We start from the raw sequence: 25,018 nt of genomic DNA on the forward strand, positions 1-25,018 counted from the left end.
CGGCGGTGCTCCTGGGGCTCGGGGGTCCGTCCCCTCGATCCTCGCACCCGTGGGGCCCGGTCGCATCCGCCCTCGCCGCGGGCGATAATGGGTCGATGACCACGCAGGACTCCCCCCTCACCCCGAACTCCTCCCGGTCCGCCTGCTGCGGCGGCCACGCCCGCCCGGACACCTCGCGCCGCACCGTCCTGGGCCGCGGCGCCGCCGTCGCCGCCGCGGGCGCCGGCGCACTCGCGCTGACCGGCTGCACGGACCAGCTGCGCGAGAAGGACACCGCGCAGGACCACTACACCGGCTCCGACGCCGTCGACGCGCTGCCCGCCGCCGAGCTGCCCGTGGGCGCGTCCCGCGAGGTCCAGGTGCAGGGCCGGACCCTGATGATGCACCGCGTGGACGAGACCACGGTGACCGCCTTCACCAACGTGTGCACGCACCAGGGCTGCCTGCTCCAGGTCGTGGACCGGCAGGAGGGCCCGGCCTACGCGTGCCCCTGCCACGGCTCGCACTTCGACGTCACCTCGGGCAAGCCGTTCGGCGGCCCGGCCCGCCAGGCCCTCATGGACTACGACGCGGCCGTCGTCGACGACCGCATCGTCGTCAAGCTCTGAGCCCGGCTCATTCCTCCGGCGCGCCGTAGCGCCGGCGCGGGGGCACCACGACGGCGGAGCGGTCGTTGGGGTCCCACGCCGGCTGCTCGCGCCGCCGCGCCGGGTAGTAGCGGTGCCGCCACCAGAACCAGATGAGCGCCCCCAGCACCGGCAGCAGCAGCATGAGGCCGACCCACGGCAGGCGCGCCCGGGCGTCCAGGGGGCTGCGGCCCAGCGAGACGAAGCCGGCCACCCACAGCGCACCGGCCACGACGGACACGGTCCAGCCCAGGGCGGCCTCCCCCGGCGTCGGCACGAGCGGGGTCGCGGCGGCCGCGCCGGTCAGCGCGCCGGCCATCAGAAGAGCGCGACCTTCTCCGGGCCCGGGAATAGGGCGTCCAGCTCGGCCAGGTCCTCCGCGGTGGCGAGCCAGTCGGCCGCCGCCGCGTTCTCCACGACCTGCGCGGCACGGGTGGCGCCGGCGATCACGGAGGACACCGGTCCCTGCGCCGCCAGCCACCCGATCGCGGCCTGGACCTCGGTGATCCCCCGCTCCCGGGCGAACCGGCCGAAGCCGGCCAGCTGCTCCAGGTCGGCGTCGGCCACCATGTGCTGGCGCACGTGGGACAGGCGCGAGCCCTCGGGGGCGTCGCCCTGCGAGTACTTGCCCGTGAGCAGCCCGTTGGCCAGCGGGAAGTACGGCAGGACGCCGAGCCCGAACTCGGCCGCCGCCGGGACCACCTCGAGCTCGGCCCGGCGGTCCAGCAGGTTGTAGTGGTTCTGCGCGGACACGAAGCGCTCCACGCCCAGCTCGCGGGCCACGTACTCGGCCTGGGCGATCTGCCACCCGGCCCGGTTCGAGTGGCCCACGTAGCGGACCTTGCCGGCGCGCACGAGGTCGTCGAGCGCGCGGAGGGTCTCCTCGATGGGCGTGGCCGGGTCCGGGGTGTGGAACTGGTAGAGGTCGATCCAGTCGGTGCCGAGGCGGCGCAGGGAGTCCTCGACGGCGCGCACGATGTACCGGCGGGAGCCCCGCGCGCCGCCGTCGTCGCCGGCGACACCGCCCATGTCCATGCCGAACTTGGTGCCGATCACCACCTCGTCGCGGCGGGCGCCCAGGGCGCGGCCGAGCCGCTCCTCGGACAGGCCGGGCTCGGCGCCGTAGACGTCGGCGACGTCGAAGAAGGTGATGCCGGCGTCGAGCGCGGCGTGGACGACGTCGTCGGTGCCGGCCTGCTCCAGCGTGGCGGTGCCGGGGCGGCCGAGGTTGTTGCACCCCAGGCCGACGACGGAGACGGTCAGCCCGGAGCGGCCGAGACGGGTGTGGCGCACGGGTCAGCCCTCCTGCTCTGCGGTGCGGACGTCCACCTTGTTCGGCTGCACGCCGTCGGCGCGCTTGGCGGCCGCCGGGATCTCGGCGGCGGCCTTGCGGGCGTGGGGGGTCCGGACGCGCAGCACGAGGGCACCGACCTCCTCGACGACGTCCTCGACCTCGCCGAGACCGCGCCAGGCCAGCTGGTGGGTCATCTCGACGCGCAGCCGCTCGACGGTGCGCCGCTCGATCGCCGTGGCCTCCCGGCCGCGGAGCCGGTAGGCCACCGGCAGCACGGCGAAGGTCGCGGGGTCCGCCTCGGCGAAGCCCTCCTCCGCGCCCTGCGCCACGAACGCGGCCAGCAGCTGATCACCCTCGGCCTGGTCGGCCAGGGGCTGCTCCCCGACGGTGCCGGGCTGGCCGACCCGGCCGTGGTGGACCACGAACTCCCCGGCCTCCGCGTCGGCCCATGCCTCGCGGTACTCAAAGAGGCGGGCGCCGTCGTCGCCGACGCTCTCACGGTACAGCCGGACGATGCTCATGCCTGCTCCTGGTGGTGGGGGGCGGCCGCGTCCTCGGGGACGGGCCGGGCGTACGGGACCTTGGCGCCGAGGACCTGGGCGACGGTGTCCTGGGTGATGCGCTGCGCGGTGAGGCCCACGCGGGCCAGCACCTGCTCGCGGCTGCCGTGGGCGAGGAACTCGACCGGCAGGCCGACCTCGTTCAGGGCGGTGTCCACGCCGGCCGCGCGCATCTCCTGCCGGATCCGCGAGCCGACGCCGCCGGCCCGCACCCCGTCCTCGAGGCACACGACGATCCGGTGGCGGGCGGCCGTGTCGATCACGGACCGGGCCACGGGCAGGACCCACCGCGGGTCGATCACCGTGGCGCTGATGCCGTGCCGCTCGAGCCGTTCGGCGACGTCGAGGCCGAGCTCGGCCATCGCGCCCACCGCCACGATCAGCACGTCCCGCTCGGCGCCGTCGCGTCCGCCGGCCTCGCCCCGCCGGGCGAGCACGTCCGTGCCGTCCGACAACCGCTCCAGGGCGCGCACCGACTCCCCGACCGAGCCCTTCGCGAACCGCACCACGGTGGGCGCGTCCTCGACGGCGACGGCCTCGCGCAGCTCCTCCCGGAGCGTGTCCGCGTCGCGGGGCGCGGAGATCCGCAGCCCCGGCACCGACTGCAGCAGGGCCAGGTCCCACATGCCGTGGTGGCTCGGGCCGTCCGGCCCGGTGACGCCCGCGCGGTCCAGCACGAACGTCACGCCTGCACGGTGCAGGCCCACGTCCATGAGCACCTGGTCGTACGCGCGGTTGAGGAAGGTCGCGTAGACGGCCACCACGGGGTGCAGACCACCGAAGGCCATGCCGGCGGCCGAGGTGACCGCGTGCTGCTCGGCGATGCCGACGTCGAACACCCGGTCCGGATGGGCCAGCGCCATCGGGGCCAGGCCCACGGGGTTCTGCATGGCGGCGGTGATGGCCACGACGTCCGGCCGCTCGTCCGCGATCGCGACCATCTCCTCGCCGAACACGGAGGTCCAGGACTGGGCCGTCGACGAGGTGATGGGCTCGCCCGTGGAGGGGTCGATCACGCCGATCGCGTGGAACTGGTCCGCCTCGTGCGCGACCGCCGGCGCGTAGCCGTGCCCCTTCTCGGTCATCGCGTGGACGATCACGGGCCCGCCGTACGCCCGCGCGTCCTCGAGGGCCTCCTCCATGGCGGTGAGGTCGTGACCGTCCACCGGACCGATGTACTTCATGCCCAGGTCCTCGAACAGGCCCTGCGGCGCCCAGAGGTCCTTGAGGCCCTTCTTCGCCGCGTGCAGCGGCCGGTACACCAGCTCACCCGCGAGGCCGGCCTCCTGGAGGCGGCGCTTGAGGTAGTCGAGGGTCTGCTCGTAGCGGTGGTGGGTGCGCACCTTGTCCAGCACCCCGCGGCGCAGTCCGCCCAGGTGCTCGGCGACGCCGCCCACCGTGGGCGCGTACGAGCGGCCGTTGTCGTTGACCACGATCACCACGCGCCGATCCCGGCCGGCGGCGATGTTGTTGACCGCCTCCCAGGCCATGCCCCCCGTGAGCGCGCCGTCGCCGATCACGGCCACCACGGTGCGGTCCCCCTGCCCGGTCTGCGCCCAGGCCCGCGCGATGCCGTCCGCCCAGGAGAGCGAGCTGGAGGCATGCGAGGACTCCACCACGTCGTGCTCGGACTCGGTGCGGTCGCCGTAGCCGGACAGGCCCCCCTCCTGGCGGAGCGTCGTGAAGTCCTGGCGTCCGGTGAGCAGCTTGTGCACGTACGACTGGTGGCCCGTGTCGAAGATGACCGCGTCCTTCGGCGACTCGAACACGCGGTGCACGGCCAGCGTCAGCTCGACGACGCCCAGGTTCGGTCCGAGGTGGCCGCCCGTCTTGGAGACGTGGGCGATCAGGTAGGCGCGGATCTCCGCCGCCAGCGCGGTCAACTGGTCCTCCGTGAGGGCCGACAGGTCCGCCGGGCGGGCGATCTGCGGCAGCAGCGGGGCGCCGGGGCTCGTGAGGGGCAGATGTTCCATGGTCCGACCAGCCTACTCCGCGGGTCCGCACCCGGGCGGGACGCAGGCGGCGGCGTCGGCCCCGGCGCCCACGACGACGGCGGCCCGCCGCCCTCCGTGCGGAGGGCGGCGGGTCGCCGTCGTGATGCCCGCGCGCGGGCTGTGTCCCGTGGATCAGGCCTTCGAGGCGATCTGACGGAGCACGTACTGCAGGATGCCGCCGTTGCGGTAGTACTCGGCCTCACCGGGGGTGTCGATGCGGACGACCGCGTCGAACTCGGTGACCTTGCCGTCCTCACCGGTGGCCGTGACCTTCACGGTCTTCGGCGTGGTGCCCTCGTTGAGGGCGGTGATGCCGGAGATGTCGAAGGTCTCGGTGCCGGTCAGGCCCAGCGAGTCGGCGTTCTCACCCTCGGGGAACTGCAGCGGCAGCACGCCCATGCCGATGAGGTTCGAGCGGTGGATGCGCTCGAAGGACTCGGTGATCACGGCCTTGACGCCCAGGAGCGCCGTGCCCTTGGCCGCCCAGTCACGGGAGGAGCCGGAGCCGTACTCCTTGCCGCCCAGGACCACCAGCGGCGTGCCCTGCTCGGCGTAGTTCTGCGCCGCGTCGTACACGTAGGCCTGCGGGGCGCCCTCCTGGGTGAAGTCGCGGGTGAAGCCGCCCTCCACGCCGTCGAGCAGCTGGTTCTTGATGCGGATGTTCGCGAACGTGCCGCGGATCATCACCTCGTGGTTGCCACGACGGGAGCCGTAGGAGTTGAAGTCCTTGCGCTGCACGCCGTTCTCCAGCAGGTAGCGGCCCGCCGGGGTGTCCGACTTGAAGGAGCCGGCCGGGGAGATGTGGTCCGTGGTCACGGAGTCACCCAGCTTGAGCAGGACGCGGGCGCCGGAGATGTCCGACACCGGGTCCGGCTGCATGGTCATGCCCTCGAAGTACGGGGGCTTGCGCACGTAGGTGGACTTCTCGTCCCACTCGAAGGTGGAGCCCGAGGGGGTCTCCAGGGACTGCCAGCGCTCGTCGCCGTCGAAGATCGTGGCGTACTGCGAGGTGAACATCTCGGTGTCGATCGACGCGTCGATGATCTGCTGGACCTCGGTCGGGTCCGGCCAGATGTCCTTGAGGAAGACGTCGTTGCCCTCCGTGTCCTGGCCCAGGGCCTCGCTCTCGAAGTCGAAGTCCATGGTGCCGGCCAGGGCGTAGGCGACCACCAGCGGCGGGGAGGCCAGGTAGTTCATCTTCACGTCCGGGTTGATGCGGCCCTCGAAGTTGCGGTTGCCGGAGAGCACCGCGGTCACGGACAGGTCGTTCTCCTGGATGGCCTCGGAGATCTCGGACTCCAGCGGGCCGGAGTTGCCGATGCAGGTGGTGCAGCCGTAGCCGACCACGTTGAAGCCGAGGTCGTTGAGGGACTCGCGCAGCCCGGACTTCTCGTAGTAGTCGGTCACCACACGGGAGCCCGGGGCCACGGAGGTCTTCACCCACGGCTTGGACTTCAGGCCCTTGGCGACCGCGTTGCGGGCCAGCACGCCGGCCGCCATCATCACGGACGGGTTGGACGTGTTGGTGCACGAGGTGATCGAGGCGATCGACACGGCGCCGTGGTCCAGCTGGAACTGACGGCCGTCCTCCATGGCCACGTCCACCAGCTTGGACGGGCGGCCCTTGACGGCCACGGCGGCGGTCTCACGGGGGGCGTCCGCGGCGGCGTCGGCGTCGTTCGGGCTGAGGTTCGGGGCGTCGGAGGCCGGGAAGCTCTCCTTGGATGCCTCGTCCACCGTGCCCAGCAGCTCCCCGCCCTGTGCGTAGTCGTGCAGGTCCTTGCGGAACTGGGCCTTGGAGTCGGTCAGCTCGATGCGGTCCTGGGGACGCTTCGGACCGGAGATGGAGGGCACCACGGTGGACAGGTCCAGCTCGAGGTACTCGGAGTAGGCGACCTCGGCGGAGGGGTCGTGCCACATCCCCTGCTCCTTGGTGTAGGCCTCCACGAGGGCGACCTGCTCCTCGGAGCGGCCGGTCAGACGCAGGTAGTCGAGCGTGACCTCGTCGATCGGGAACATGGCGGCGGTCGAGCCGAACTCGGGCGACATGTTGCCGATGGTGGCGCGGTTGGCCAGCGGCACGGAGCCGACGCCCTCGCCGTAGAACTCGACGAACTTGCCGACCACGCCGTGCTGACGGAGCATCTCGGTGATGGTCAGCACGACGTCGGTCGCGGTCGCGCCGGAGGGGATGCTGCCGGTCAGCTTGAAGCCCACGACGCGCGGGATCAGCATGGACACGGGCTGGCCGAGCATCGCGGCCTCGGCCTCGATGCCGCCGACGCCCCAGCCGAGCACGCCCAGGCCGTTGACCATGGTGGTGTGCGAGTCGGTGCCGACGCAGGAGTCCGGGTAGGCGCGCAGCACGCCGTCGACCTCGCGGGTCATCACGGTGCGGGCCAGGTTCTCGATGTTGACCTGGTGGACGATGCCCATGCCCGGGGGGACGACCTTGAAGTCGTCGAAGGCGGTCTGGCCCCAGCGCAGGAACTTGTAGCGCTCGCCGTTGCGCTCGTACTCGATCTCCATGTTCCGCTCGATGGCGGCGTCGTTGCCGAAGGAGTCGATCTGCACGGAGTGGTCGATCACGAGCTCGGCCGGGGAGAGCGGGTTCACGCGCTCCGGGTCGCCGCCCAGGTCCTGGATGGCCTCACGCATGGTGGCCAGGTCCACGACGCAGGGCACGCCGGTGAAGTCCTGCATGATCACGCGCGCCGGCGTGAACTGGATCTCGGTGTCCGGCTGGGCGTTCGGGTCCCAGGCGGCCAGGGCCTTGATCTGGTCGGCGGTCACGTTGGCGCCGTCCTCGGTGCGCAGCAGGTTCTCCAGCAGCACCTTCAGGGAGTAGGGCAGCTTCTGCGCCCCCTCGACCTTGTTCAGACGGAAAATCTCATACTCGGCGCCCTTGACGTCCAGGACGCCCTTGGAGCCGAAGCTGTCGACGGTGGTCACGAGAGGACTCCTCTTCCCGCCCGGTTTCCTCCGGGCGCTCGTCCAGTGGGGGGTGGTCACCCGCGGCCGCGGACCGCGCCCCGTCCGGGACGGGCGTCGTCTGCGTCACAGGTGCCGCACTGCGTCCCAGGGTACCGCGCCGGTCCCGTGTGACGCGGGCATGGCGCGCGGCGGCCCGCAGGCCGCCACGCGGATGCCGGGTCAGATCTCGACGACGGCCGCGGCCGGGGCGCTCTGGGCGGCCGGCACCAGCACGGTGACCGACTCGAGGTGGTGCGTGTCCGGGTAGAGGTCGAACACGCGGGCGCGCTCCACCTCGTAGCCGCCGTCGCGCAGCCACGCCAGGTCGCGGGCGAACGAGGCGGGGTCGCACGAGACGTACACGATGCGGCCCGGCTCGAGCGCGAGGATGCGCTCGATCGCCCGCCGCCCCGCGCCGGCCCGCGGCGGGTCCAGGACGACGGTGTCCAGCGCGGCACCGCCGAGGCCGCCGTCGGCCACGGGGCGCTCGGGGTACTTCAGCCAGCTGCCGAGCACCTTGTCCGTGGGGCCGTTGAGCACTGAGGCCTGCGGCTGGTCGTGCAGGTTGCGGCGGGCGTCCTTCGAGGCCTGGCGGGAGGCCTCCACCGAGTACACGCGGCCCTCGGGGCCCACGGCGTCCGCCAGGTAGGCGCTGAACAGGCCGGCGCCGCCATAGAGGTCGGCCACGACCTGGCCCGGCTCGACGCGCGCGTCCTCGAGCACCGCGTCCACGAGGGTGGCCGGGGCGTGCTGGTGGACCTGCCAGAAGCCGTCGCCCGTGACGCGGAAGCGCTTGGTGCCGCCGCGCTCGGACTCCACGGTCTCCTCGACCCAGGTCTTGCCGGTGATGCGCTCGACCTTGACCGGCTGGAACCGCTTCGGGCCGGGCAGGGCCAGGCCGGTGGAGACGTCCACGTCGCACGCGTTGGCCGCCTGGCGGATCCGGGTGCGCAGCCGGCCGAGCTTGACCTCGTCTGCCCGCGTCTGCGGGGTGGGCGTCACCAGCACGAGGGGGCGGGAGCCGGAGGCCGGCGTCGCGACGTCCACGCGGGCGGCTCCGGTGAAGTCCCAGTCCCACAGGGCGAGCGCATCGAGGGCCGGCACGCCGAGCGGCATGTTGCGCACGGGCAGGAGGGTCGCCGAACGGTAGGCGTGCATCGCGATGTGCCCCTGGGGGGTCACCGCGAACGCGTTGCGGGTGCGCCAGCGCTGGCCGGTGGGCTCATCTTCGGAGCCGGCGAAGCACACCTCCGGCTCCACCGCGAGGTCGGCGATGCGGTGCACCGTGTCCCGGAAGACCTGGGCCTTGAGCCGGCGCTGGTGCGGGACCACGATGTGGCCGAACTCGGCGCCGCCCACGGGCGGGCGGCCCGAGGCGTGGGCGCGCAGCATGTCTGCGAGCTTCCACTGGTGGATGCGCCGGAACTCAGAGGGCCGCAGCACCTCCACGACGTCGCCGCGCCAGAAGCGGGCCCCGTCCTCGGCCTCGGTCAGGGCCACCCGGACCTTCTCGCCGGGCACGGCGTGGCGCACGAAGACGACCCGCCCCTCGTGCCGGGCCACGCAGTGGCCGCCGTGGGCCATGGCCCCGACCTCCACCTCGATGGTCCTCCCGATCCCGGTGACGTCTGTGGACGTGTCGACGACTGCCATGTCTGGCTCCTCTCGCATCGCAGCGCGCTTCAGGTCTTGCCCTGAGCATCGACTGGTCAGATCATCACCATCCTTGCAGACCGATGCGGCTGTGTCGCCTCGATCGTGGGCGCGCCGTCGGACGGCGTCATCCGCCGTTCGCCGGGGCGCCGGGGCGGTCAGGAGCCCTGGCCCTCGTGAACCTGCCACGGCACCGAGCCCACCATCACGCCCGGCTCCCGCTGCAGCCGCCGCGTCTGACGGGTGGCGGTCCGGTTGTGCAGGAGCGTGCGCCAGCCCGGCCGGACCACGTACTCCGGGATGAACACCATGGTCAGGTCCCGCGGGGAGCGGCGTCGGTGCTCGCGCACATGCCGCACCAGGGGGGCCACCGTGTCGCGGTAGGGCGAGGCGATCACGGTGAGCGACATCGGCAGGCCGGCACGCTCCCAGGCGTCGATCACCTCCAGGGTGGCGGCGCGCTCGGCGTCCACGACGACGGCCTCGAGGGAGGACGGCCGCGACGCGCGGGCGTAGGCCAGCGCCCGCAGCGCCGGCCGGTCCAGCGTGGTCACGACGACCACCACGTGGACCCGCGAGGGCAGGGCCCGCGCGTCGTCCTGGGGGTCCGGTGCGAGCTCGCGGTCCACGTCCGCGTAGTGGCGGCGGATCCGCCCCATCACCAGCGAGCCGAGCACGATCGCCAGCAGCGCCACCCACGCCCCCTGCGTGAAGCGGGTGACCAGGACGACGACCCCCGCCAGCGCCGTGACCACCCAGGCCACCGCCGTGATGATCAGGCGCAGCCGGACGGCCGCGCGGGCCCGGGAGCCCGGTGTGTGCACGAGCCGGCGGCGCCACAGCCGCAGCATGCCGGCCTGCGCGAGCGTGAAGGCCAGCAGCACGCCGATGACGTAGAGCTGCACGAGCAGGGCGGTCCGGGCCTCGAAGATCAGCACGAGCGAGAGGGCAGCGGCCCCCATCCCGAGGACACTCCACGTGTGCACGAGCCGGTCGCTGCGGACCCTCAGCTGCCGGGGCAGGTAGCCGTCCTCGGCCACGCGCGCGGCCAGGGCGGGGAACGAGCGGAACGCCGACTTGGCAGCGAACAGCAGGAGCAGGGCGGTGGCCGCGATGGTGGCGACGGACAGGACGCTGCCCGGGCCGTACACGGTGTCCGCGAGCTGGGCGAGCACGGGGGCGGGGGCGCGGTCGGGCGTGACCTCCCCGCCCGCGGCGTCCCGGAGGTTCTCCAGCTCCAGCCCGACGACGACGCCGGTGCGCTGGGCCAGATGCATGACGCCCACGGTCAGCGCGCCGAGGGTGAGGGCCATCACGGTGAGCACCCACCGCACCGTGGGCACGGCCGGCCGGGCCATCAGGCGGGTGCTCGAGACCGGCACCTCGACGCCGGTGAGCAGCACCGATCCCGCGCTGAACGCGCGCAGGGCGAGCAGCGCCGTCGCCACGGTGCCGACGGTCCCGCCGACCCCGGCGCCCTCCTGCGTCCACCCGGCCGTCGGCGCCGCACCGAGCAGCCCACGGCCCTCCTGCCACAGACCCGCCAGGACGAGCAGCGCGGTCAGGGCGACGAACACGCTCACGAGCACGGGCAGCACCCACCGGGACAGCCGCACCCCGCGGAGCGCGGCCAGCAGCACGCCCGCGAGCGCGGCCGAGGCCACCAGCACGCGGCTGCCGACGGTGAGTCCGGGGGCCAGCGCCGCCACGAAGTGGGCGAAGGCGGCCACGGAGACCGCGGCGGTGAACACGAAGTCCAGCAGGAGCGCGGCCGAGGCGACGACACCGGCCCTCGGGCCCAGCTTCGTGCCGGCCATGTGGTAGATGCCGCCGTGCGGAACGGCGGCGACCGCGGCGTGGAAGGACGCGACGATGAGCAGCATCACCGCGACGACGGCCCAGCCGACGGCGGGTCCGAGCGCGAGCGCGGACGTGCCGGCGGCGACCAGGGTGAGGATGACCTCGTCGGGGGCGTAGGCGAGGGAGGACAGGGCGTTCGACGACGTCACGGGCAGCGCCCGCCACCGGTTCATGCGGGGCTCGTCGGCGGCGTGCGACGTCACGGGGCGACCGAGGAGGCCGCGGCGCAGGAGGGAGGACAGCGTGGCCACCGCACCACGGTACCCCCGCCGGGCCCGGGCACCGCGGCGACGCGGATGCTCCCGGACGTGCCCGCCGGATGCGAGGATGGAGCCCGCGTCGGCTCCCCGGCGCACGGAGCACCGCACGAGAGGCAGGGACGGGCATGGCCCACTACGTGATCGTCGGCGGCGGACGGGTGGGCACCCGGCTGGCTGCCGCGCTGGACGCGGCCGGTCACGGCGTCGCCCTCGTGGACCGCGACCCGCGGACCGTCGAGGGGCTGGCCCCCGGCTTCTCCGGCGAGCTCGTGGCCGGCGTGGGCTTCGACCGCTCCGCGCTGCTCGCCGCCGGCATCGACCGCGCGCAGGGCCTGGCGGCCGTGACCGCGGACGACAACACGAACATCATCGCCGCCCGCGTGGCCCGCGAGACCTTCCACGTGGACCACGTGGTGGCGCGCATCTACGACGCCGACCGGGCCCGGCTGTACCAGCGCCTCGGCATCCCCACGGTGGCCTCCATCCAGTGGACGGCCGACCAGGTGCTGCACCGGCTGCTGCCGGCCGGCACCGCCGACGCGGAGCACCGCGACGCCTCCGGCCGACTGCTCGTGACCGAGCTGGTCCCCCACTCCTCGTGGTGGGGCCGCCGGCTGACCGACGTCGAGTCCACGGTGGGGATGCGCATCGCCTACCTCACCCGGCTCGGCGACGGCCAGCTGCCCCGGCCGGGCGACCGCCTGCAGGAGGGCGACGTGCTGCACGCCGTCTACCCGGTGGGCCGCCGGGACCGGGTGGAGGCCGCCCTGCAGGGCGAGGCACGCGTGCCGGACGGCACTGACGAGGACGAGGAGGGACGGGCATGAGGGCCGTCATCGCCGGAGCGGGCGCCGTGGGCGCCTCCATCGCGCGGGAGCTGCACGCGCACGGCCACGAGGTGGTCGTCGTCGAGGCGCGCACGGACGCGGCCCGCAAGGCCGACGTCGGCGGCGCACGCCTCGTCCTCGGGGATGCGTGCGACCTGACCGTGCTCGAGCAGTGCGGCGCCCTGGAGGCGGACGTGCTCGTCGCGGCGACCGGCGACGACCGGGTCAACCTCGTGTGCTCCCTGCTGAGCCGCTCGGAGTTCGGCGTCGGCCGCACCGTGGCTCGCGTCAACAACCCGCTCAACGACTGGCTCTTCGACGAGTCGTGGGGCGTGGACGTGGCCGTGTCCACCCCCTCGATCATGACGGCGCTCGTGGAGGAGGCCGTGGAGACCGGGGACCTCGTGCGCCTGCTCAGGCTGGAGGCCGGCGGCGCGGCGCTGTCCGAGTTCCGGGTCCCGGCAAAGCACTGGCTCGAGGGCCGGCGCATCGGCACCGTGTCCTGGCCGCAGGAGGCTCCGCTCGTGGCGGTCGTGCGCGACGGCGCCCCCCGGCAGGCGTCGGCGGACGAGGTCCTGGAGGTGGGCGACGAGCTCTTCTTCCTGGCCGCCGGCTCCGCCGAGCCGGCCCTGCGTCGCCTCCTCGTCGGCGAGGGCCGCGCTCAGGGACGCTCGGAGGCGGCGGAGTCCGCCGGCACGCCGTCGTCCTGACCGGGCGAGCTGACGGACCAGGCGAGCCAGAGCCCCAGGGCATAGAGCGGCAGGCCCATCACCAGGCGGGCCACCCCGAGCGCGGTGACGGCGTCCCCGAGGTAGAGGGGCACCTGCACCGCCAGGCGCAGCGCGAACACGGCCACGAGGATCCAGGTGGCCGCGGCGTAGGCGCGGCGCCGACGCCGGTGGGCCCGCCAGCGGGTGCCCTCGGCGCGCACGAGGCCGAGCACCAGGCCCGCCGCGGGCCAGCCCACGAGGACGGACACCGCGAACGCGAGGCCGTAGGCGGCGTTGGTGACGAAGCCCCACAGGTAGTAGTCGCGGGCCTGGCCGGTGGTCAGGGAGACCACGACGGACAGGACGACGACGGCGAGGCCGGCCAGCACCTGGACCGGCGACTGGCGCTGGACGAGGCGCGCGACGCCCAGCACGAGTGCGACCGCGACGGCCGCCACGCCGGAGGGCCACACCTGCTGGGTGGCGACGTAGCCGACCATGTAGACGAGGGTGGGCAGGGAGGCCTCGACGATGCCGCGCCAGCCACCGACGCTGCCCAGCGCGTCGAGGCGGCCGCGCTCGTCCAGGCGGGCTCGAGACGGCAGGGGGCCGGCCCCGTCCGGGGCGGCGGTGACGGGGCCACGCGGCTCGGTCATGGGCTCTCCTCTCGGGGCCGTGCTCAGCGCGTGGCCTCGGGCGCGTCGACCAGGTCGAACTCGGGGTTGTGCAGGGTGGGCACGCCGTCCATCTGGGTGACGCGGCCGCGGACCGTCAGCCACTCCCCCGGCATGACACCGGGCACGCGGCGCCGCCCGTGCCAGACCAGCTGCAGCGTCTCCGCGGGCGCCATGCTCCCGGGCGCGGGCAGGCGGTCGGCCAAGGACGCGCGGAAGACGGTCGCCTCGTCCGCGCCGGGCAGTGTGACGGAGGCGATGACGCCGCGGCGCTCGATGCGGCCCGCGGCCCCGACCGGGCGGGGCGCGACGGCGGGGCTCACCGGATCTCCGTGATCTCCGGACCGCGCTCGGGCAGCGCGGTGGCCTCCGGTGCCGCGCCGTCCCCCGGGCCGGCGGCGGTGTCCGCGAGCACGTCCCGGCCCTCGTCCGGGGCCGGGCGGCGACGCTGCAGCGGGCGCGCGTTGGGAGGCGGACGCAGGGGCAGCAGCTCGCGCGGCGGGAGCGGCTCGTCGCCCCGCACCACGACCAGGTCGGAGAACACCTGTTCCAGCGGCTCGGCGGCCTCCGGCTGGAAGGCGGCCTCGCCGTGGAACACGCCGCGGACGAACCAGCGCGGACCGTCCACGCCCACGAACCGGGCGACGTTCCACCCCGGCGAGCCGTCCGGCAGCGCCGCCGGCACGCGCGTGAGGATCTCGATGCCGAAGCGGCCGGTCTGCTCCTGCACGGTCGCGTGGGCGGTGGTCGACAGGGAGTCGTGCAGCTCGGCGCGCAGGTCGTCCCACAGGCCCGTGCGGCGCGGGGCGCTGAACGCCTGGACCTGCAGCGCCGAGCGGCCGAGGCTGACGGTGGCGGCGACGATCCGCTTCGTCGCGTCCTCGACGTCGAGGCGCAGCTTCATGCCCTGGACCGCCCGCAGGCGCAGCGACCCCAGGTCGATCATGCCGGCGGGATCCGGGCGGGTGGCGACGTCGTGCGGACCGACGTCGGCTGCCTCCGGCGCGGCGGCGATCTCGAGGTCGCGCTCCTCCAGCAGCTCGGCCGGCAGGCTGACCTGCTCGTGGCGCACGGTGCGGTTGCGTCCGAAGATCACGACGTCCTCCCAGGGGTGTTGTCGGCGGTGAAGCCGCCGGTCGAGCCGAAGCCGCCGGCCCCGCGCTCGGAATCGGGCAGCGCGTCCACGGGCTCGAAGCGGGCCCGCACGACCGGCTGCAGCACGAGCTGGGCGATCCGGTCGCCGCGGCGCAGCACGATCGGCTCCGTCGGGTCCAGGTTGATCAGGGGCACCTTGATCTCGCCACGGTAGCCGGCGTCGATGGTGCCGGGGGCGTTGACGACGCTCAGGCCGTGACGGACCGCGAGGCCCGAGCGGGGGTGCACGAACCCCGCGTGGCCCTCCGGGATGGCCAGCGCCACGCCGGTCGGCACGAGGGCACGCTCACCCGGGGCCAGGGTCACGTCGACGGCGGTGCGCAGGTCCGCGCCCGCGTCGCCCGGCTGCGCGTAGGCGGGCGGGGCCAGGCCCGGATCGAGGGCGTGCAGGGGCACGGGCAGCTCGGCGGAGTCGGTCACGAGGCCCGACCCTACACGAGCACCCGTCGGCCCGGGGCCGCGTCGAGGCGGCCGGGCGGGCGCCCTCGCCGGTGCCGCGCGGCGGGACCGGAGTCCGGATGTGGGAAGCTGGGACCCATGCGTGATCCCCAGCAGCACCCCGTCGCCGATGCCTCCCGCCACGCCCCCGAGGGCGCCGCGGCGGGACCCGATCCGGTCCTGTTCGAGGAGCGGTTGACGCCCTCCCCGGGGGTCTGGGCCGTGGCGCTCATGCTGGCGGCGCTGACGATCCTCGTGTTCGCGCCGATCGACCTCGGGGTGGGCATCGCGGCCGCCGTCGCGTTCTTCGCCGTCGAGGTCCTGATCCTGGTGGCCACCACCCCGCGCATCGTGGTGCGCGAACGCACCCTCCAGGTGGGCCGCGCCAGCATCGAACGGCACCACGTCGGTCAGGTCACGGGGTATCGCGGCGAGGACGCCCGGGCCCAGCGCGGCCCGCTGCTGCACGGGCTGGCCTTCGTGAACGTGCGCGGCTGGATCGCGCCCGTCGTGCGGATCCAGCTGACCGACGAGCGCGACCGCACACCCTACTGGCTGACCAGCACCCGGCGTCCGGAGGAGCTGGTCGCGGCCCTCGGCGGGACCATGGCCCGGCAGGAGGGGACGGCCGAGGGCCGCTGACCGCCCCGGCGGCGGGGGCTCAGCCCTCGCAGTCGGTGCAGTAGATCAGGCCGTTCTTCTCACGCGCGGCCTGCGAGCGATGGCGGACCAGGAAGCAGGAGGCGCAGGTGAACTCATCCGACTGGGCGGGCAACACCCGCACCATCAGCTCTTCACCCGAGAGGTCGGCGCCGGGCAGCTCGAACCCCTCGGCGGCCTCCGCCTCGTCCTCGTCCACGACGGCGGACTGGGTGTCCGTGCGCCGTGCCTTCAGCTCCTCGATGGAGTTCTGGCTCAGCTCTTCCTCGTTCTTGCGAGGGGCGTCGTAGTCAGTGGCCATGGGGTTTCACGCTCCGCTGGTGGGGGACGGCACCGGGACCGGTGCCGGCACTGCGCGGGCGGCGTCGTGGGCGGACCACGCGTCACCGGCCTGCGCCGTTGCGCGTAGATTGTGCACCATGCCCGAACCCGTGCCAAATGTTGTCGGGCACGCTCGCCCAGGGCGGATTCGCGCGGGCGCTCGTCCCTCGCCCGGGCCGTGGTCTGCGGCACGGCGGCTAGGATCGGGGCATGCCCGGCCGGGCGTCCGCATGCCCGGTGACCAGAACACGATGTGGGAGGGACCACCGCCATGGCAGAGCTGCGACTGACCGGACCCACCGAGGACGGCGACGCGCTGCGCCTGTCGGGGCCCGAGGGTGAGGAGCACACGCTCGCCCTCTCCCCCTATCTGCGCCGGCTGGTCATCGAGGGCGCCGCGCCCGAGGACGGGCGACCGGCCGAGGACGGCCCCGCGGCCTGGCACGACATGACGGAGATGGACGTCCCCGGGGCGGACGACGAGGAGCCGGTGGACGCGGCGACGCACGCCGACGATGCCGCGGCGGAGGGCGAGCGGGCTCCCGAGGCGCCCTCCGGCCCGGCCCGGCCGGACGAGGACCTCGCGCTCACCCCGCGGATCGACCCGCGGCCCGTGGCCGACGACTCGACCGCGGACGGACCGACCCCGGCGCCGCTGACCGACCAGGAGTCCGTCAAGGCCGCCGCGACCCAGGAGGCCGTGCCCCTCACCCCCCGGGAGATCCAGCAGCGCATCCGTGCGGGCGCCTCCGTGGAGCAGGTGGCCCGGGAGAGCGGGAACGCGTTCTCGCGCATCCGCACCTACGGTCACCCCGTCTTGGCCGAGCGCGACTGGATCGCCCGGCAGGCCCGCGCCGTCGAGGTCTGGGTCGGCGGGCCCGACCTCTACTCGGACCTCGTCCAGGACGGCGGCCCCACCACGCTCGGCGAGCTCGCCGCGCACCGGCTCGCCGAGCTGGGCGTGGACGAGGCGAGCCTCGAGTGGGACGCGTGGCGCGAGGACCAGGCCGGCTGGACCGTGGCCGCCCGGTTCGCCGTGGCCGGTGCGAGGAGTCTGCCCACCCGCGAGGAGCCGCCGGCGCTCTGGACGTTCCGCCCGGCCGGACGCCACCTCGAACCCGAGAACGCCTGGGCCCGCGCCCTGTCCGAGGCGGAGGCCTGGGACCTGGTCCCCCGCGCCCCCGCGGCCGAACCGGTGACGGACGACGTGGACGCCGAGGACGCCGTGACCCCCGCGGGTGCGCACTCCCCGGCCGCCGACCGCGACGCCGATCTGCTGGAGATCCTGCGGGTGCGCCGGGGTCAGCGTGTGGGCGCGGACCTGGAGTCGGACGACGCGCTCGCCCACCTGATCGCTCGCGAGCACCAGGACCGGAGTCGGCGCGAGGCCGCCCAGGCGCCCGAGCGGCTCGCCCCGGTCGACGCCGAGGGGGCCCTGACGACCGCCGACGACGCCCCGGTCGTCGACGCGCCGGAACCGGCCGCCGAGACCGACCGCGCCGAGGACACTGCCGCAGACGTCGCGGACGCGGGTGTCGAGGACGAGGGGGCGGAGCCCGCGCCTCGCGAGCGTGCCGCGCGCCCTGCCATGCCGACCGTCACGCCGCGCCCCCGGGCCCGCTCGGCCGCTCGCCGCGCGTCCGTGCCCAGCTGGGACGAGATCGTCTTCGGCCGCAAGGGCGACTGACCCCGGCCCGGCCCCGGCCGCGGGGCGGGCTCAGCGGTGCCAGGTGAGCAGCGGGACCTCCCGCTCGGCGCGCGTGGGCGCGCCGTGCTGGCCCACCATCTCGAAGGCGTGCGGGGGCACCCGCCGGCCGTCGTAGAGGGCCAGATCCCCGTGCACGGCGACGAGCAGATCCCCGATGCGGGCACGGACCCGGTCCTCGACGACGGCGCCGAACCAGCCGGCGTCGACGGCCTCGTCCCGCGTGAGCACCCACGCGTGCGCCCCGTAGCGCTCGGCCCAGGTGCGCCGCACCCTCGCGCGCACGTCCGGACCCGCGTCGGACCGGAAGTGCAGCTGCACGAGGCGGGGCTCCCCCGCGGTGTGCGCGATCCCCTCGAGCAGCGCGGGGTCGGCGAGCTCCCCGGCCTCGTCCAGGGCGGCGTAGTCCACGCGGCGCGACGGCGGCACGTCGACCATGCCGTGGTCGCCGGTGGCGAGCACCACCGTCCCGGCGGGCACGCGGTCCACCAGGCGCCGCACCGCCGCGTCGATCTCCTCGAGGGCGTGCAGCCACCGTTCCGAGCCCACGCCGTCCCGGTGGCCGGCCTTGTCCAGCTCGTTGACGTAGAAGTAGACGAGCGTGGGCACGCGCGCGTCCTTCATCACGCGTTCGGCGGCCTGGGCGCGGGCGATCAGGGTGCGACCGGCCACGAACCGGCCGCCACGCAGCCCCGCCCGTGTCAGGGCCGAACGCTCGAAGGCGGGCAGCGAGACCGTGACGGCGTCCACGCCGGCCGCGGCGGCGCGCTCGAACACGGTGGGCTTCGGCTGCCACCCCACCGGGTCGGTGGCCTCGTCCCAGCCGCCCAGCTGATTGATCACCACGTCCCGGTCCGGGTCGAGCACGTCGTAGCCGGCCACGCCGTGCTCCCCGACGTCCAGCCCGGTGCCCAGGCTCGTGAGGGAGGCGGCCGTCGTGGTGGGCACGGCCACCTCGAGGACGCGGCCGCCGTCGGCCATCGCCGAGCGCAGCGTGGGGGCGTGGCCGCCGAAGCGCTTCAGCAGGGACCGTCCGAGGCCGTCCACCAGGGCGACGACCACGCGGCGGCCCGCCGGGACCGCGAGCGCGTTCTCACAGCCCGGGACACCGAGGGCGGCCGCGGCGGAGGTCAGGACGGAGCGCAGGGCACGGTCGGCGGGGACCACGCCCGCGGGGAGGGCGGGCCCCGTCACGTGGTGGCCGCCAGGTGGGCGCGGCGCAGGGCCCGGGCGAAGGCCAGGGCGCCGTCGACGGCCCCCTGCCCGTCGGCGTCGGCGGCGACGCGGATCACGAGGTCCTCGCGGGTGGCGGTGCCGGTGTAGCCGTGGTCGAGGTCGCACTGGGGGTCGGCGCAGCCGGCGGGCTGCAGGTCCAGTCGCTGGCCTCCGGCCCACATCAGCCCGAGGGTCATCTCGGCCACGGGGTCGGACGGCCGGAAGCGGGCGGGGTCGGCGTGGCCGGTGGTCAGGACCACGGAGCCGAGGGCGCGGACCGGGACCATCTCGGTGGAGACCTGGGCGAGGACCGCCTGGCCGGCCGGGTCGGCGGCGTGGTCGTCGAGGTGGACGGCCAGCAGGGTGTCCCCGGCGAGCACGAGGGCCGTGATGTGCCGGTGGATCTCCTCGTAGTCGAAGTGCGTGTCCACGTGGACGAGGTGCGCGTCCGGGGTGCGGCCTTCGAGCTCGACGGCGATGGCGTGCGCCACGAGGTCCGGGTAGAAGCCGGCGCGGACGAGCGAGGCGTCGAGGCCGCCGCTGCCGTCCAGGGTGCGGGCCTCGCGCTGCCGGCCCTCGGCCTCGGGGGCGTCGGGGCGGTGGTCGGGACGGCCGGGCTCGTGACTCCTGCGGAACGGGCTCATGTCCCCCATGCTACGGGTCCGGTGCCGGGCCGTCCGGGCCCGCTGTGGACGGCCCGGTCAGCGGCCGCGCAGCGCGCGCCGGGCCGAGTCGGTGCGGCGGGCCGCGTTGGCGACGTGCACCTCGGCCTGCAGCACCGTCACGCCCTCGGGGGCGGCCAGCACGGGCGCGAAGCGCAGGCGGGCGACCTGCGGCAGGTCGTCCTTGAGGACGCTGACGCGGCCCACGAGGTCCTCCAGCGCGGCGAGGTTGACGGAGGGCACCCCGCCGGTGCCGCGCAGCTTCACGGCGGCGCGGGGGGCGCGGACCATGCGGGCCACGTCCCGGTCCGTGAGCGGGGGCACGCGGTGCACCCAGTCCCCCAGCAGGTCCGTGGCGTCGCCGGCGATGCCGAAGGAGACCACGGGGCCCAGCAGCGGGTCCTCGAGCGCCGTGAGCATGCAGGCCTGGCCGGCGGGGGCCATGGCCTGGACCTCGAGCTCGCGCACGCCGAACGGCGCGAGCAGACGGCGCATGTGCTCGACGTTGCGGCGCAGGGAGTCGGCGTCCACCACGTTCAGGCGGACGCCGCCCAGGTCGAGTCGGTGCCGCAGGTGGGGGTCCACGGCCTTGAGCGCCACGGGGAAGCCGAGCCGCTCGGCGGCCGCCACGGCCTCGTCGGCGGTCTCGAACCGGGCCGAGGGCAGCACGGTGATCCCGTAGTGGCCCAGCAGCGTCTCGGTCTCCTCGTCGGAGAGCCGGACGAGTTCGGTGCCCTCGGCACGCGCGGCGGCCGCCTCCACGAGCTCCTCGGCCTCGTGCGGGTGCAGGCCGGTCGGCTCGAGCGGCTCGCCGACCTCCTGGCGGCGCCAGTGGACGTAGTCCGCGAGCGCGCCGAGCACGGTCATGGCCTGCTGCGGCGACGGGTAGAAGGGCAGACCGGGCTGCAGGGAGCCGGGCTCGGCGTCGTCGTCGACGGGACCGGCGGCGCCGAGCGTGGCCCCGCGGTAGCGCGGGGAGACGACGTCGGTCAGGCAGCCGAGCACGGGGATGCGGGCGTCCCGGGTCGCGTCGGCGAGGGCGTGGGCCAGTCGCTCCGGCTCGTCGTCCGCCTGGTGCAGGCCGAGGCGGGCCAGCACCACGACGGCGTCGGCCTGCTCGTGGCGGACGGCGTCCCGGACGGCGGAGACCAGCGTCTCGGCGGGCGGGGCGATGCCCTGCTCGCTGCCGACGAGGCCGACGGTGGCCGTGACCTCCAGCCCGGCCTCGGCCGCGGCGTCGCGGCCCAGCCGGTCCAGGGCGAGGGAGTCGGCCACGAGGACGACGCGGTGGCCCGTGGGCAGCGGCTGGCTGGCCACGGCCATGAGGATGTCGAGCATGGCCTCGTGCGTGTGGGCCTCGAGCACGCCGGTCTGGTCGAGCATCGAGTCCACGGTGCCCTCGGGGGCCTGGGTGGTGCGGGTCTCGTGGCCCGGGGGCAGGAAGCGCCCGGTGACGTCGGAGCGGACCACCACGACGGGCTTGGTGCGGGAGAGCCGCCGGGCGATGCGGGAGAACTTGCGTGGGTTGCCGAACGACTCGAGGTACACACCGACGGCGGCGGTGTGGGGGTCCGCCTCGAAGAACTGCATGGCGTCGTTGCCCGAGACGTCCGCACGGTTGCCGGCGCTGATCGAGGTGGAGATCCCCACCCCGCGGCGCTTGACGCCGGCGGAGACCATGGCGCCGACGGCGCCGGACTGGCTGAACAGCCCGACGGGGCCGCGCTGGGCCAGGCCCGGGGACGGGGAGGCGTTGAGGCGGATCGCGGGGTCGGTGCGGACCAGGCCGGCCGAGGCCGGGCCGATCACGCGCATGCCGTGGGCGCGGGCGAGGGAGACCAGGCGGCGCTGGGCCTCGAGCCCCTCGGCGCCGGCGTCGGCGTAGCCCGAGGTGAGGACCACGAGGCCCTGGGCCCCGGCCGCGGCGGCCTCGGGGATGAGGGCCTCGACCTCGTCGGCGGGCACAGCGACGACGACGAGGTCGACCGGCTCGCCGATGTCGGCCAGGGAGCGGTGGGCGGTGAGGCCCTGGACGTCCTCGGCGGCGCGGTTCACGGCGTGGACGGCTCCCGTGAAGCCCGCCTCGAGGACGTGGCGCAGCACGAGCGAGCCGACGGCCTGCGGATCGCGGGAGGCGCCGACGACGGCCACGGACGCGGGCTCGACCAGCTCGGCGACGCTGCGGGACTCGGCGCGGTGCTCGCGGGACTCGACGACGGCGCGCCACCGGGCGGTGGGGTCGATGGGGAACTCGACGGCCACGACGCCGTCCTCGAAGCGGCGAGTCACCTCGAAGCCGGACTCCTGGAACACCGAGAGCATCTTGCGGTTCTCGGGCAGGACCTCGGCGGTGAAGCGGCGGATGCCGTTCTCGCGGGCGGCCACGGCGAGGTGCTCCATGAGGATGGAGCCCAGTCCGCGGCCCTGCGCGGCGTCGGAGATGTTGAAGGCGACCTCCGCGGCGTCGGAGTCCCCGTAGCGGTCGTAGCGGCCCACGCCGAGCAGTCGGCCGCCGCGGGTGATCACGAACGCCACCCGGTCCCGGTGGTCCACGTGGGTGAACCGGTCCAGGTCCTTGGCGCTCAGCTCGGACTTGTACGTGAAGTAGCGCAGGTAGATGGAGTTCTCGGACTGCCCGGCGTGCATGCGCTGCAGCTCGGCGGCGTCCTCGGGCGAGATGGGCCGCAGGTGGGCCGTCGCACCGTCACGGAGCACCACATCGGCCTCCCAGTGGGAGGGATATCCGCGGACGGCTTCGGTCTCACCCATAGGATCACTGTAGACAATCCCCGACGCCGTGAGGACTCCCCGACCACCATGATGGCCCGTTCATCCCGTTCCCGCCCCGCCGAGCAGGACGCCCCGCGCCCGCTGCCGCTGGAGCAGGAGAACATCGTCGACGTCGACGTCTCCGAGGAGATGGAGGCGTCCTTCCTCGAGTACGCCTACTCGGTGATCTACTCGCGCGCCCTGCCGGACGCGCGCGACGGCCTCAAGCCGGTGCAGCGGCGCATCCTCTACATGATGTCCCGCATGGGCCTGCGCCCGGACCGCGGCCACGTGAAGTCCGCCCGTGTGGTGGGCGAGGTGATGGGCAAGCTGCACCCCCACGGCGACGCCGCGATCTACGACGCGATGGTCCGCCTCGCCCAGCCGTTCTCCCTGCGCCTGCCCGTGGTGGACGGGCACGGCAACTTCGGCTCGCTCGACGACGGCCCCGCGGCCCCGCGCTACACGGAGGCCCGCATGGCCCCGGCCGCCCTGGCGCTCACCGCGGACCTCGACGAGGGCACCGTGGACTTCGTCCCCAACTACGACAACCAGCTCCAGCAGCCGGCCGTGCTGCCCGCCGCCTACCCCAACCTGCTCGTCAACGGCACCACCGGCATCGCCGTCGGCATGGCCACGAACATGGCCCCGCACAACCTGCGCGAGGTCGTGGCGGGCGCGCGCCACCTGCTCGCGGACCCCGAGGCGGACCTCGAGGCGATCATGGCCCACATCCCCGGCCCCGACCTCCCCTCGGGCGGCCGGATCGTGGGGCTCGACGGCGTCCGCGACGCCTACGCGACCGGCCGCGGCACGTTCCGCATGCGGGCCGCCGTCGCCGTGGAGCAGGTCTCCGCGCGGCGCACCGGCCTGGTCGTCACCGAGCTGCCGTACGGCGTGGGCCCCGAGAAGGTCATCGAGCGGATCAAGGCCGGCGTCGACGCGAAGAAGCTCAGCGGCATCGCCGACGTCGTGGACCTGACGGACCGCAAGAACGGGCTGCGCCTGCAGATCGAGCTCAAGTCCGGGTTCAACCCCCAGGCCGTGCTGGCCGCCCTGTACCGGCACACCCCGCTCGAGGAGACGTTCGGGATCAACAACGTCGCGCTCGTCGACGGCCAGCCGCAGACCCTGGGCCTGCTGCCCCTGCTGCGGGTCTACGTGGACCACCGTCTGGACGTGGTGCGGCGCCGCACCGGGCACCGCCTCGGCAAGCACCGCGACCGCCTCCACCTCGTCGAGGGCCTGCTGCTGGCGCTCGTGGACATCGACGAGGTCATCGAGATCATCCGTTCCTCGGACGACACCACGGCCGCGCGCACCCGCCTCATGGGCGTCTTCGACCTCACCCAGGTGCAGGCCGACCACATCCTGGAGCTGCGGCTGCGCCAGCTGACGAGATTCTCCCGCATCGAGCTGGAGGCCGAGCGCGACGAGCTGCAGGCCGCGATCGCCGAGCTCGAGGCGATCCTCGCCTCCGACGCGCGGCTGCGTGAGGTGGTCTCGGCCGAGCTGCAGGCCGTCGCCGACGAGCACGGCGACGACCGGCGCACGGTCCTGCTCGAGGCCGAGACCGCCGCGGCCCCCGCCGCCGGGCCCGCACCGTCCGGGCCCACCCCCGCCGGCGCCGCGGAGGCCGGGGCGGACCTGATGGTCCCGGACACGGCGTGCTGGGCCCTGCTCTCCACCTCCGGACGCCTGCTGCGCACCGCGGACCGCACGCCGATCGCCCCGCAGGGCCGGCGCCGCAAGCACGACGCCTTCGCCTCCGTGGTCCCGACGACGGCCCGCGGTGAGATCGGGGCCCTCACCTCCGCCGGCGCGCTGCACCGCCTCCAGGCGGTCGACCTGCCGGTGGCCGGCGAGCCGTCCGCGGCCCCCGCGATGACCGCGGCCGTCCCCGCCGCGGAGCTGGTGCCCCTGGCCAAGGGCGAGACGCTCGTGGCCCTGGTCCCCCTGGACGCCGTCCTGGCGCTGGGCACCGCCCACGGGGTCGTCAAGCGCGTCCGGCCGGAATGGCCCCTGAACCGCCAGGTCGTCGACGCCGTCGCCCTGAAGGACGGCGATGCGGTGGTCGGCGCCGCCCCCGCCCCGGACGAGGCCGACCAGCTCGTCTTCCTCACCCGCACCGGCCAGCTGCTGCGCTACGCCGCCTCCGCCGTGCGCCCCCAGGGCCCGGCCGGCGGCGGTGTCGCGGGCATCCGGCTGGCCGCCGGGGACACGGTGCTCGCGTTCGGGGTGGCCCCCGCCGCCTCCCTCACCGAGACCGGTGCGGACGCCGCCGCCCACCCACGGCCCGCCGTCGTGGTGACCGTGACGGACGGCGAGGCGGACGTGCTCGGCTCCGCCCCGGGCTCCGTCAAGGTCACGCCGCTCGGGGAGTATCCGGCCAAGGGCCGCGGCACCGGCGGCGTGCGCGCCCACCGGCTGCTCAAGGGCGAGAGCGGCCTCGAGCTCGGCTGGATCGGCGCTGCGCCCGCGCTCGCGGCCTCGCGGGCCGGGGTGGCCCGCGCGCTGCCGATCGAGTACGGGCGTCGGGACGGCTCGGGCGTGCCCGTGGACCAGCGCATCGAGGCCGTCGGTGCCGGCGCCTCCCCCGACCTCGTCTCGGCCCCGCCCGCCGAGGACGACGCCGTGGCCGTGTCCGCGGACTGATCAGGGG

General features: G+C 74.8%; 21 protein-coding genes. 6 read left to right on the forward strand and 15 right to left on the reverse strand.

The window, feature by feature from the left end; all coding sequences use genetic code 11:
- The first annotated feature begins 95 nt into the window (after window positions 1-95).
- Window positions 96-608 (forward strand): Rieske (2Fe-2S) protein, encoded by a 513-nt coding sequence (locus J1M39_RS02975; RefSeq protein ID WP_078025486.1) that lies wholly within the window; start codon window positions 96-98, stop codon window positions 606-608.
- Between the two features lie 7 nt (window positions 609-615).
- Here the strand turns inward: J1M39_RS02975 and J1M39_RS02980 are convergent, their stop codons facing one another.
- The 7 genes from J1M39_RS02980 to J1M39_RS03010 all read right to left on the reverse strand — a co-directional run bounded on the left by J1M39_RS02980 (window position 616) and on the right by J1M39_RS03010 (window position 11,211).
- Window positions 616-945 carry a PLD nuclease N-terminal domain-containing protein gene (locus J1M39_RS02980; RefSeq protein WP_020627854.1) on the reverse strand — a complete coding sequence of 110 codons (330 nt, stop codon included), beginning with the start codon at window positions 943-945 and terminating at the stop codon, window positions 616-618.
- Complete coding sequence (locus J1M39_RS02985) at window positions 945-1,919, reverse strand: aldo/keto reductase (RefSeq protein WP_145930914.1); 975 nt, start codon at window positions 1,917-1,919, stop codon at window positions 945-947. Before J1M39_RS02985 ends, J1M39_RS02980 begins: the two co-directional genes overlap by 1 nt.
- Before the next feature lie 3 nt (window positions 1,920-1,922).
- On the reverse strand, window positions 1,923-2,441 hold the full coding sequence (locus tag J1M39_RS02990) for a hypothetical protein (RefSeq protein ID WP_041103646.1): 519 nt from the start codon (window positions 2,439-2,441) through the stop codon (window positions 1,923-1,925).
- Window positions 2,438-4,453 (reverse strand): 1-deoxy-D-xylulose-5-phosphate synthase, encoded by a 2,016-nt coding sequence (dxs, locus tag J1M39_RS02995; RefSeq protein ID WP_241253805.1) that lies wholly within the window; start codon window positions 4,451-4,453, stop codon window positions 2,438-2,440. The genes J1M39_RS02990 and dxs overlap by 4 nt, the downstream gene beginning before the upstream one ends.
- A 153-nt stretch (window positions 4,454-4,606) precedes the next feature.
- A complete protein-coding gene (gene acnA, locus J1M39_RS03000; protein WP_206496445.1) occupies window positions 4,607-7,426 on the reverse strand; it encodes an aconitate hydratase AcnA in 2,820 nt (939 codons plus the stop codon).
- A 201-nt stretch (window positions 7,427-7,627) separates the two neighbouring features.
- Window positions 7,628-9,100: a class I SAM-dependent RNA methyltransferase gene (locus tag J1M39_RS03005; protein ID WP_206496446.1), complete on the reverse strand. Its 1,473-nt coding sequence runs from the start codon at window positions 9,098-9,100 to the stop codon at window positions 7,628-7,630.
- Between the two features lie 158 nt (window positions 9,101-9,258).
- Window positions 9,259-11,211 (reverse strand): APC family permease, encoded by a 1,953-nt coding sequence (locus J1M39_RS03010; protein ID WP_206496447.1) that lies wholly within the window; start codon window positions 11,209-11,211, stop codon window positions 9,259-9,261.
- Between the two features lie 134 nt (window positions 11,212-11,345).
- Here J1M39_RS03010 and J1M39_RS03015 point away from each other — a divergent pair, with 134 nt between their 5' ends.
- Complete coding sequence (locus tag J1M39_RS03015) at window positions 11,346-12,047, forward strand: potassium channel family protein (RefSeq protein WP_036314130.1); 702 nt, start codon at window positions 11,346-11,348, stop codon at window positions 12,045-12,047.
- A complete protein-coding gene (locus J1M39_RS03020) occupies window positions 12,044-12,757 on the forward strand; it encodes a potassium channel family protein (protein WP_020625080.1) in 714 nt (237 codons plus the stop codon). Before J1M39_RS03015 ends, J1M39_RS03020 begins: the two co-directional genes overlap by 4 nt.
- On the opposite strand, the gene J1M39_RS03025 is transcribed toward J1M39_RS03020, so the two are convergent.
- Genes J1M39_RS03025 through dut form a run of 4 tightly spaced genes read right to left on the reverse strand, consistent with a single transcriptional unit; the run spans window position 12,709 to window position 15,006 of the window.
- Window positions 12,709-13,413 (reverse strand): DUF3159 domain-containing protein, encoded by a 705-nt coding sequence (locus tag J1M39_RS03025; protein ID WP_020625079.1) that lies wholly within the window; start codon window positions 13,411-13,413, stop codon window positions 12,709-12,711. The genes J1M39_RS03020 and J1M39_RS03025 overlap by 49 nt on opposite strands.
- Before the next feature lie 23 nt (window positions 13,414-13,436).
- Window positions 13,437-13,754 carry an OB-fold nucleic acid binding domain-containing protein gene (locus tag J1M39_RS03030; RefSeq protein WP_206496448.1) on the reverse strand — a complete coding sequence of 106 codons (318 nt, stop codon included), beginning with the start codon at window positions 13,752-13,754 and terminating at the stop codon, window positions 13,437-13,439.
- A complete protein-coding gene (locus tag J1M39_RS03035) occupies window positions 13,751-14,527 on the reverse strand; it encodes a DUF3710 domain-containing protein (RefSeq protein WP_061867240.1) in 777 nt (258 codons plus the stop codon). Before J1M39_RS03035 ends, J1M39_RS03030 begins: the two co-directional genes overlap by 4 nt.
- On the reverse strand, window positions 14,524-15,006 hold the full coding sequence (dut, locus tag J1M39_RS03040) for a dUTP diphosphatase (RefSeq protein ID WP_020625076.1): 483 nt from the start codon (window positions 15,004-15,006) through the stop codon (window positions 14,524-14,526). The genes J1M39_RS03035 and dut overlap by 4 nt, the downstream gene beginning before the upstream one ends.
- 117 nt (window positions 15,007-15,123) lie before the next feature.
- On the opposite strand from dut, the gene J1M39_RS03045 reads away from it, so the two are divergent.
- Window positions 15,124-15,666: a DUF3093 domain-containing protein gene (locus tag J1M39_RS03045; RefSeq protein WP_206496449.1), complete on the forward strand. Its 543-nt coding sequence runs from the start codon at window positions 15,124-15,126 to the stop codon at window positions 15,664-15,666.
- Window positions 15,667-15,685: 19 nt separating this feature from the next.
- Here the strand turns inward: J1M39_RS03045 and J1M39_RS03050 are convergent, their stop codons facing one another.
- A complete protein-coding gene (locus J1M39_RS03050) occupies window positions 15,686-15,985 on the reverse strand; it encodes a DUF4193 domain-containing protein (protein WP_002858157.1) in 300 nt (99 codons plus the stop codon).
- Between the two features lie 291 nt (window positions 15,986-16,276).
- Here J1M39_RS03050 and sepH point away from each other — a divergent pair, with 291 nt between their 5' ends.
- A complete protein-coding gene (sepH, locus tag J1M39_RS03055; protein ID WP_206496450.1) occupies window positions 16,277-17,692 on the forward strand; it encodes a septation protein SepH in 1,416 nt (471 codons plus the stop codon).
- A gap of 30 nt (window positions 17,693-17,722) precedes the next feature.
- On the opposite strand, the gene J1M39_RS03060 is transcribed toward sepH, so the two are convergent.
- From J1M39_RS03060 to J1M39_RS03070, 3 genes are read right to left on the reverse strand one after another with little or no spacing between them, the layout of a single operon-like run.
- Window positions 17,723-18,904: an alkaline phosphatase family protein gene (locus J1M39_RS03060; RefSeq protein WP_043279609.1), complete on the reverse strand. Its 1,182-nt coding sequence runs from the start codon at window positions 18,902-18,904 to the stop codon at window positions 17,723-17,725.
- Window positions 18,901-19,569 carry a DUF5998 family protein gene (locus J1M39_RS03065; protein ID WP_036382843.1) on the reverse strand — a complete coding sequence of 223 codons (669 nt, stop codon included), beginning with the start codon at window positions 19,567-19,569 and terminating at the stop codon, window positions 18,901-18,903. The genes J1M39_RS03060 and J1M39_RS03065 overlap by 4 nt, the downstream gene beginning before the upstream one ends.
- A 57-nt stretch (window positions 19,570-19,626) precedes the next feature.
- Entirely contained in the window at window positions 19,627-22,356 is a 2,730-nt protein-coding gene (locus J1M39_RS03070; RefSeq protein ID WP_036382814.1) for a bifunctional acetate--CoA ligase family protein/GNAT family N-acetyltransferase, read from the reverse strand.
- A 48-nt stretch (window positions 22,357-22,404) separates the two neighbouring features.
- Between J1M39_RS03070 and J1M39_RS03075 the strand changes: the two genes are divergently transcribed.
- Entirely contained in the window at window positions 22,405-25,011 is a 2,607-nt protein-coding gene (locus tag J1M39_RS03075) for a DNA gyrase/topoisomerase IV subunit A (protein WP_036336994.1), read from the forward strand.
- Window positions 25,012-25,018: the final 7 nt, after the last annotated feature.

It is taken from the genome of Micrococcus sp. KRD077 (genome assembly GCF_017168505.1).
GTDB classification, from domain to species: Bacteria; Actinomycetota; Actinomycetes; order Actinomycetales; family Micrococcaceae; genus Micrococcus; species Micrococcus luteus.

Excerpts from the sequence above, each read along its gene's own strand:
- J1M39_RS03045 (WP_206496449.1), top strand. The coding sequence starts at position 15,124 with ATGCGTGATCCCCAGCAGCACCCCGTCGCCGATGCCTCCCGCCACGCC.
- J1M39_RS02980 (WP_020627854.1), bottom strand. The coding sequence starts at position 945 with ATGGCCGGCGCGCTGACCGGCGCGGCCGCCGCGACCCCGCTCGTGCCG.
- J1M39_RS03025 (WP_020625079.1), bottom strand. The coding sequence starts at position 13,413 with ATGACCGAGCCGCGTGGCCCCGTCACCGCCGCCCCGGACGGGGCCGGC.
- J1M39_RS02990 (WP_041103646.1), bottom strand. The coding sequence starts at position 2,441 with ATGAGCATCGTCCGGCTGTACCGTGAGAGCGTCGGCGACGACGGCGCC.
- J1M39_RS03015 (WP_036314130.1), top strand. The coding sequence starts at position 11,346 with ATGGCCCACTACGTGATCGTCGGCGGCGGACGGGTGGGCACCCGGCTG.
- J1M39_RS03075 (WP_036336994.1), top strand. The coding sequence starts at position 22,405 with ATGATGGCCCGTTCATCCCGTTCCCGCCCCGCCGAGCAGGACGCCCCG.
- J1M39_RS03070 (WP_036382814.1), bottom strand. The coding sequence starts at position 22,356 with ATGGGTGAGACCGAAGCCGTCCGCGGATATCCCTCCCACTGGGAGGCC.
- J1M39_RS03065 (WP_036382843.1), bottom strand. The coding sequence starts at position 19,569 with ATGAGCCCGTTCCGCAGGAGTCACGAGCCCGGCCGTCCCGACCACCGC.
- J1M39_RS02975 (WP_078025486.1), top strand. The coding sequence starts at position 96 with ATGACCACGCAGGACTCCCCCCTCACCCCGAACTCCTCCCGGTCCGCC.
- J1M39_RS03005 (WP_206496446.1), bottom strand. The coding sequence starts at position 9,100 with ATGGCAGTCGTCGACACGTCCACAGACGTCACCGGGATCGGGAGGACC.
- dxs (WP_241253805.1), bottom strand. The coding sequence starts at position 4,453 with ATGGAACATCTGCCCCTCACGAGCCCCGGCGCCCCGCTGCTGCCGCAG.
- J1M39_RS03020 (WP_020625080.1), top strand. The coding sequence starts at position 12,044 with ATGAGGGCCGTCATCGCCGGAGCGGGCGCCGTGGGCGCCTCCATCGCG.
- sepH (WP_206496450.1), top strand. The coding sequence starts at position 16,277 with ATGGCAGAGCTGCGACTGACCGGACCCACCGAGGACGGCGACGCGCTG.
- J1M39_RS03050 (WP_002858157.1), bottom strand. The coding sequence starts at position 15,985 with ATGGCCACTGACTACGACGCCCCTCGCAAGAACGAGGAAGAGCTGAGC.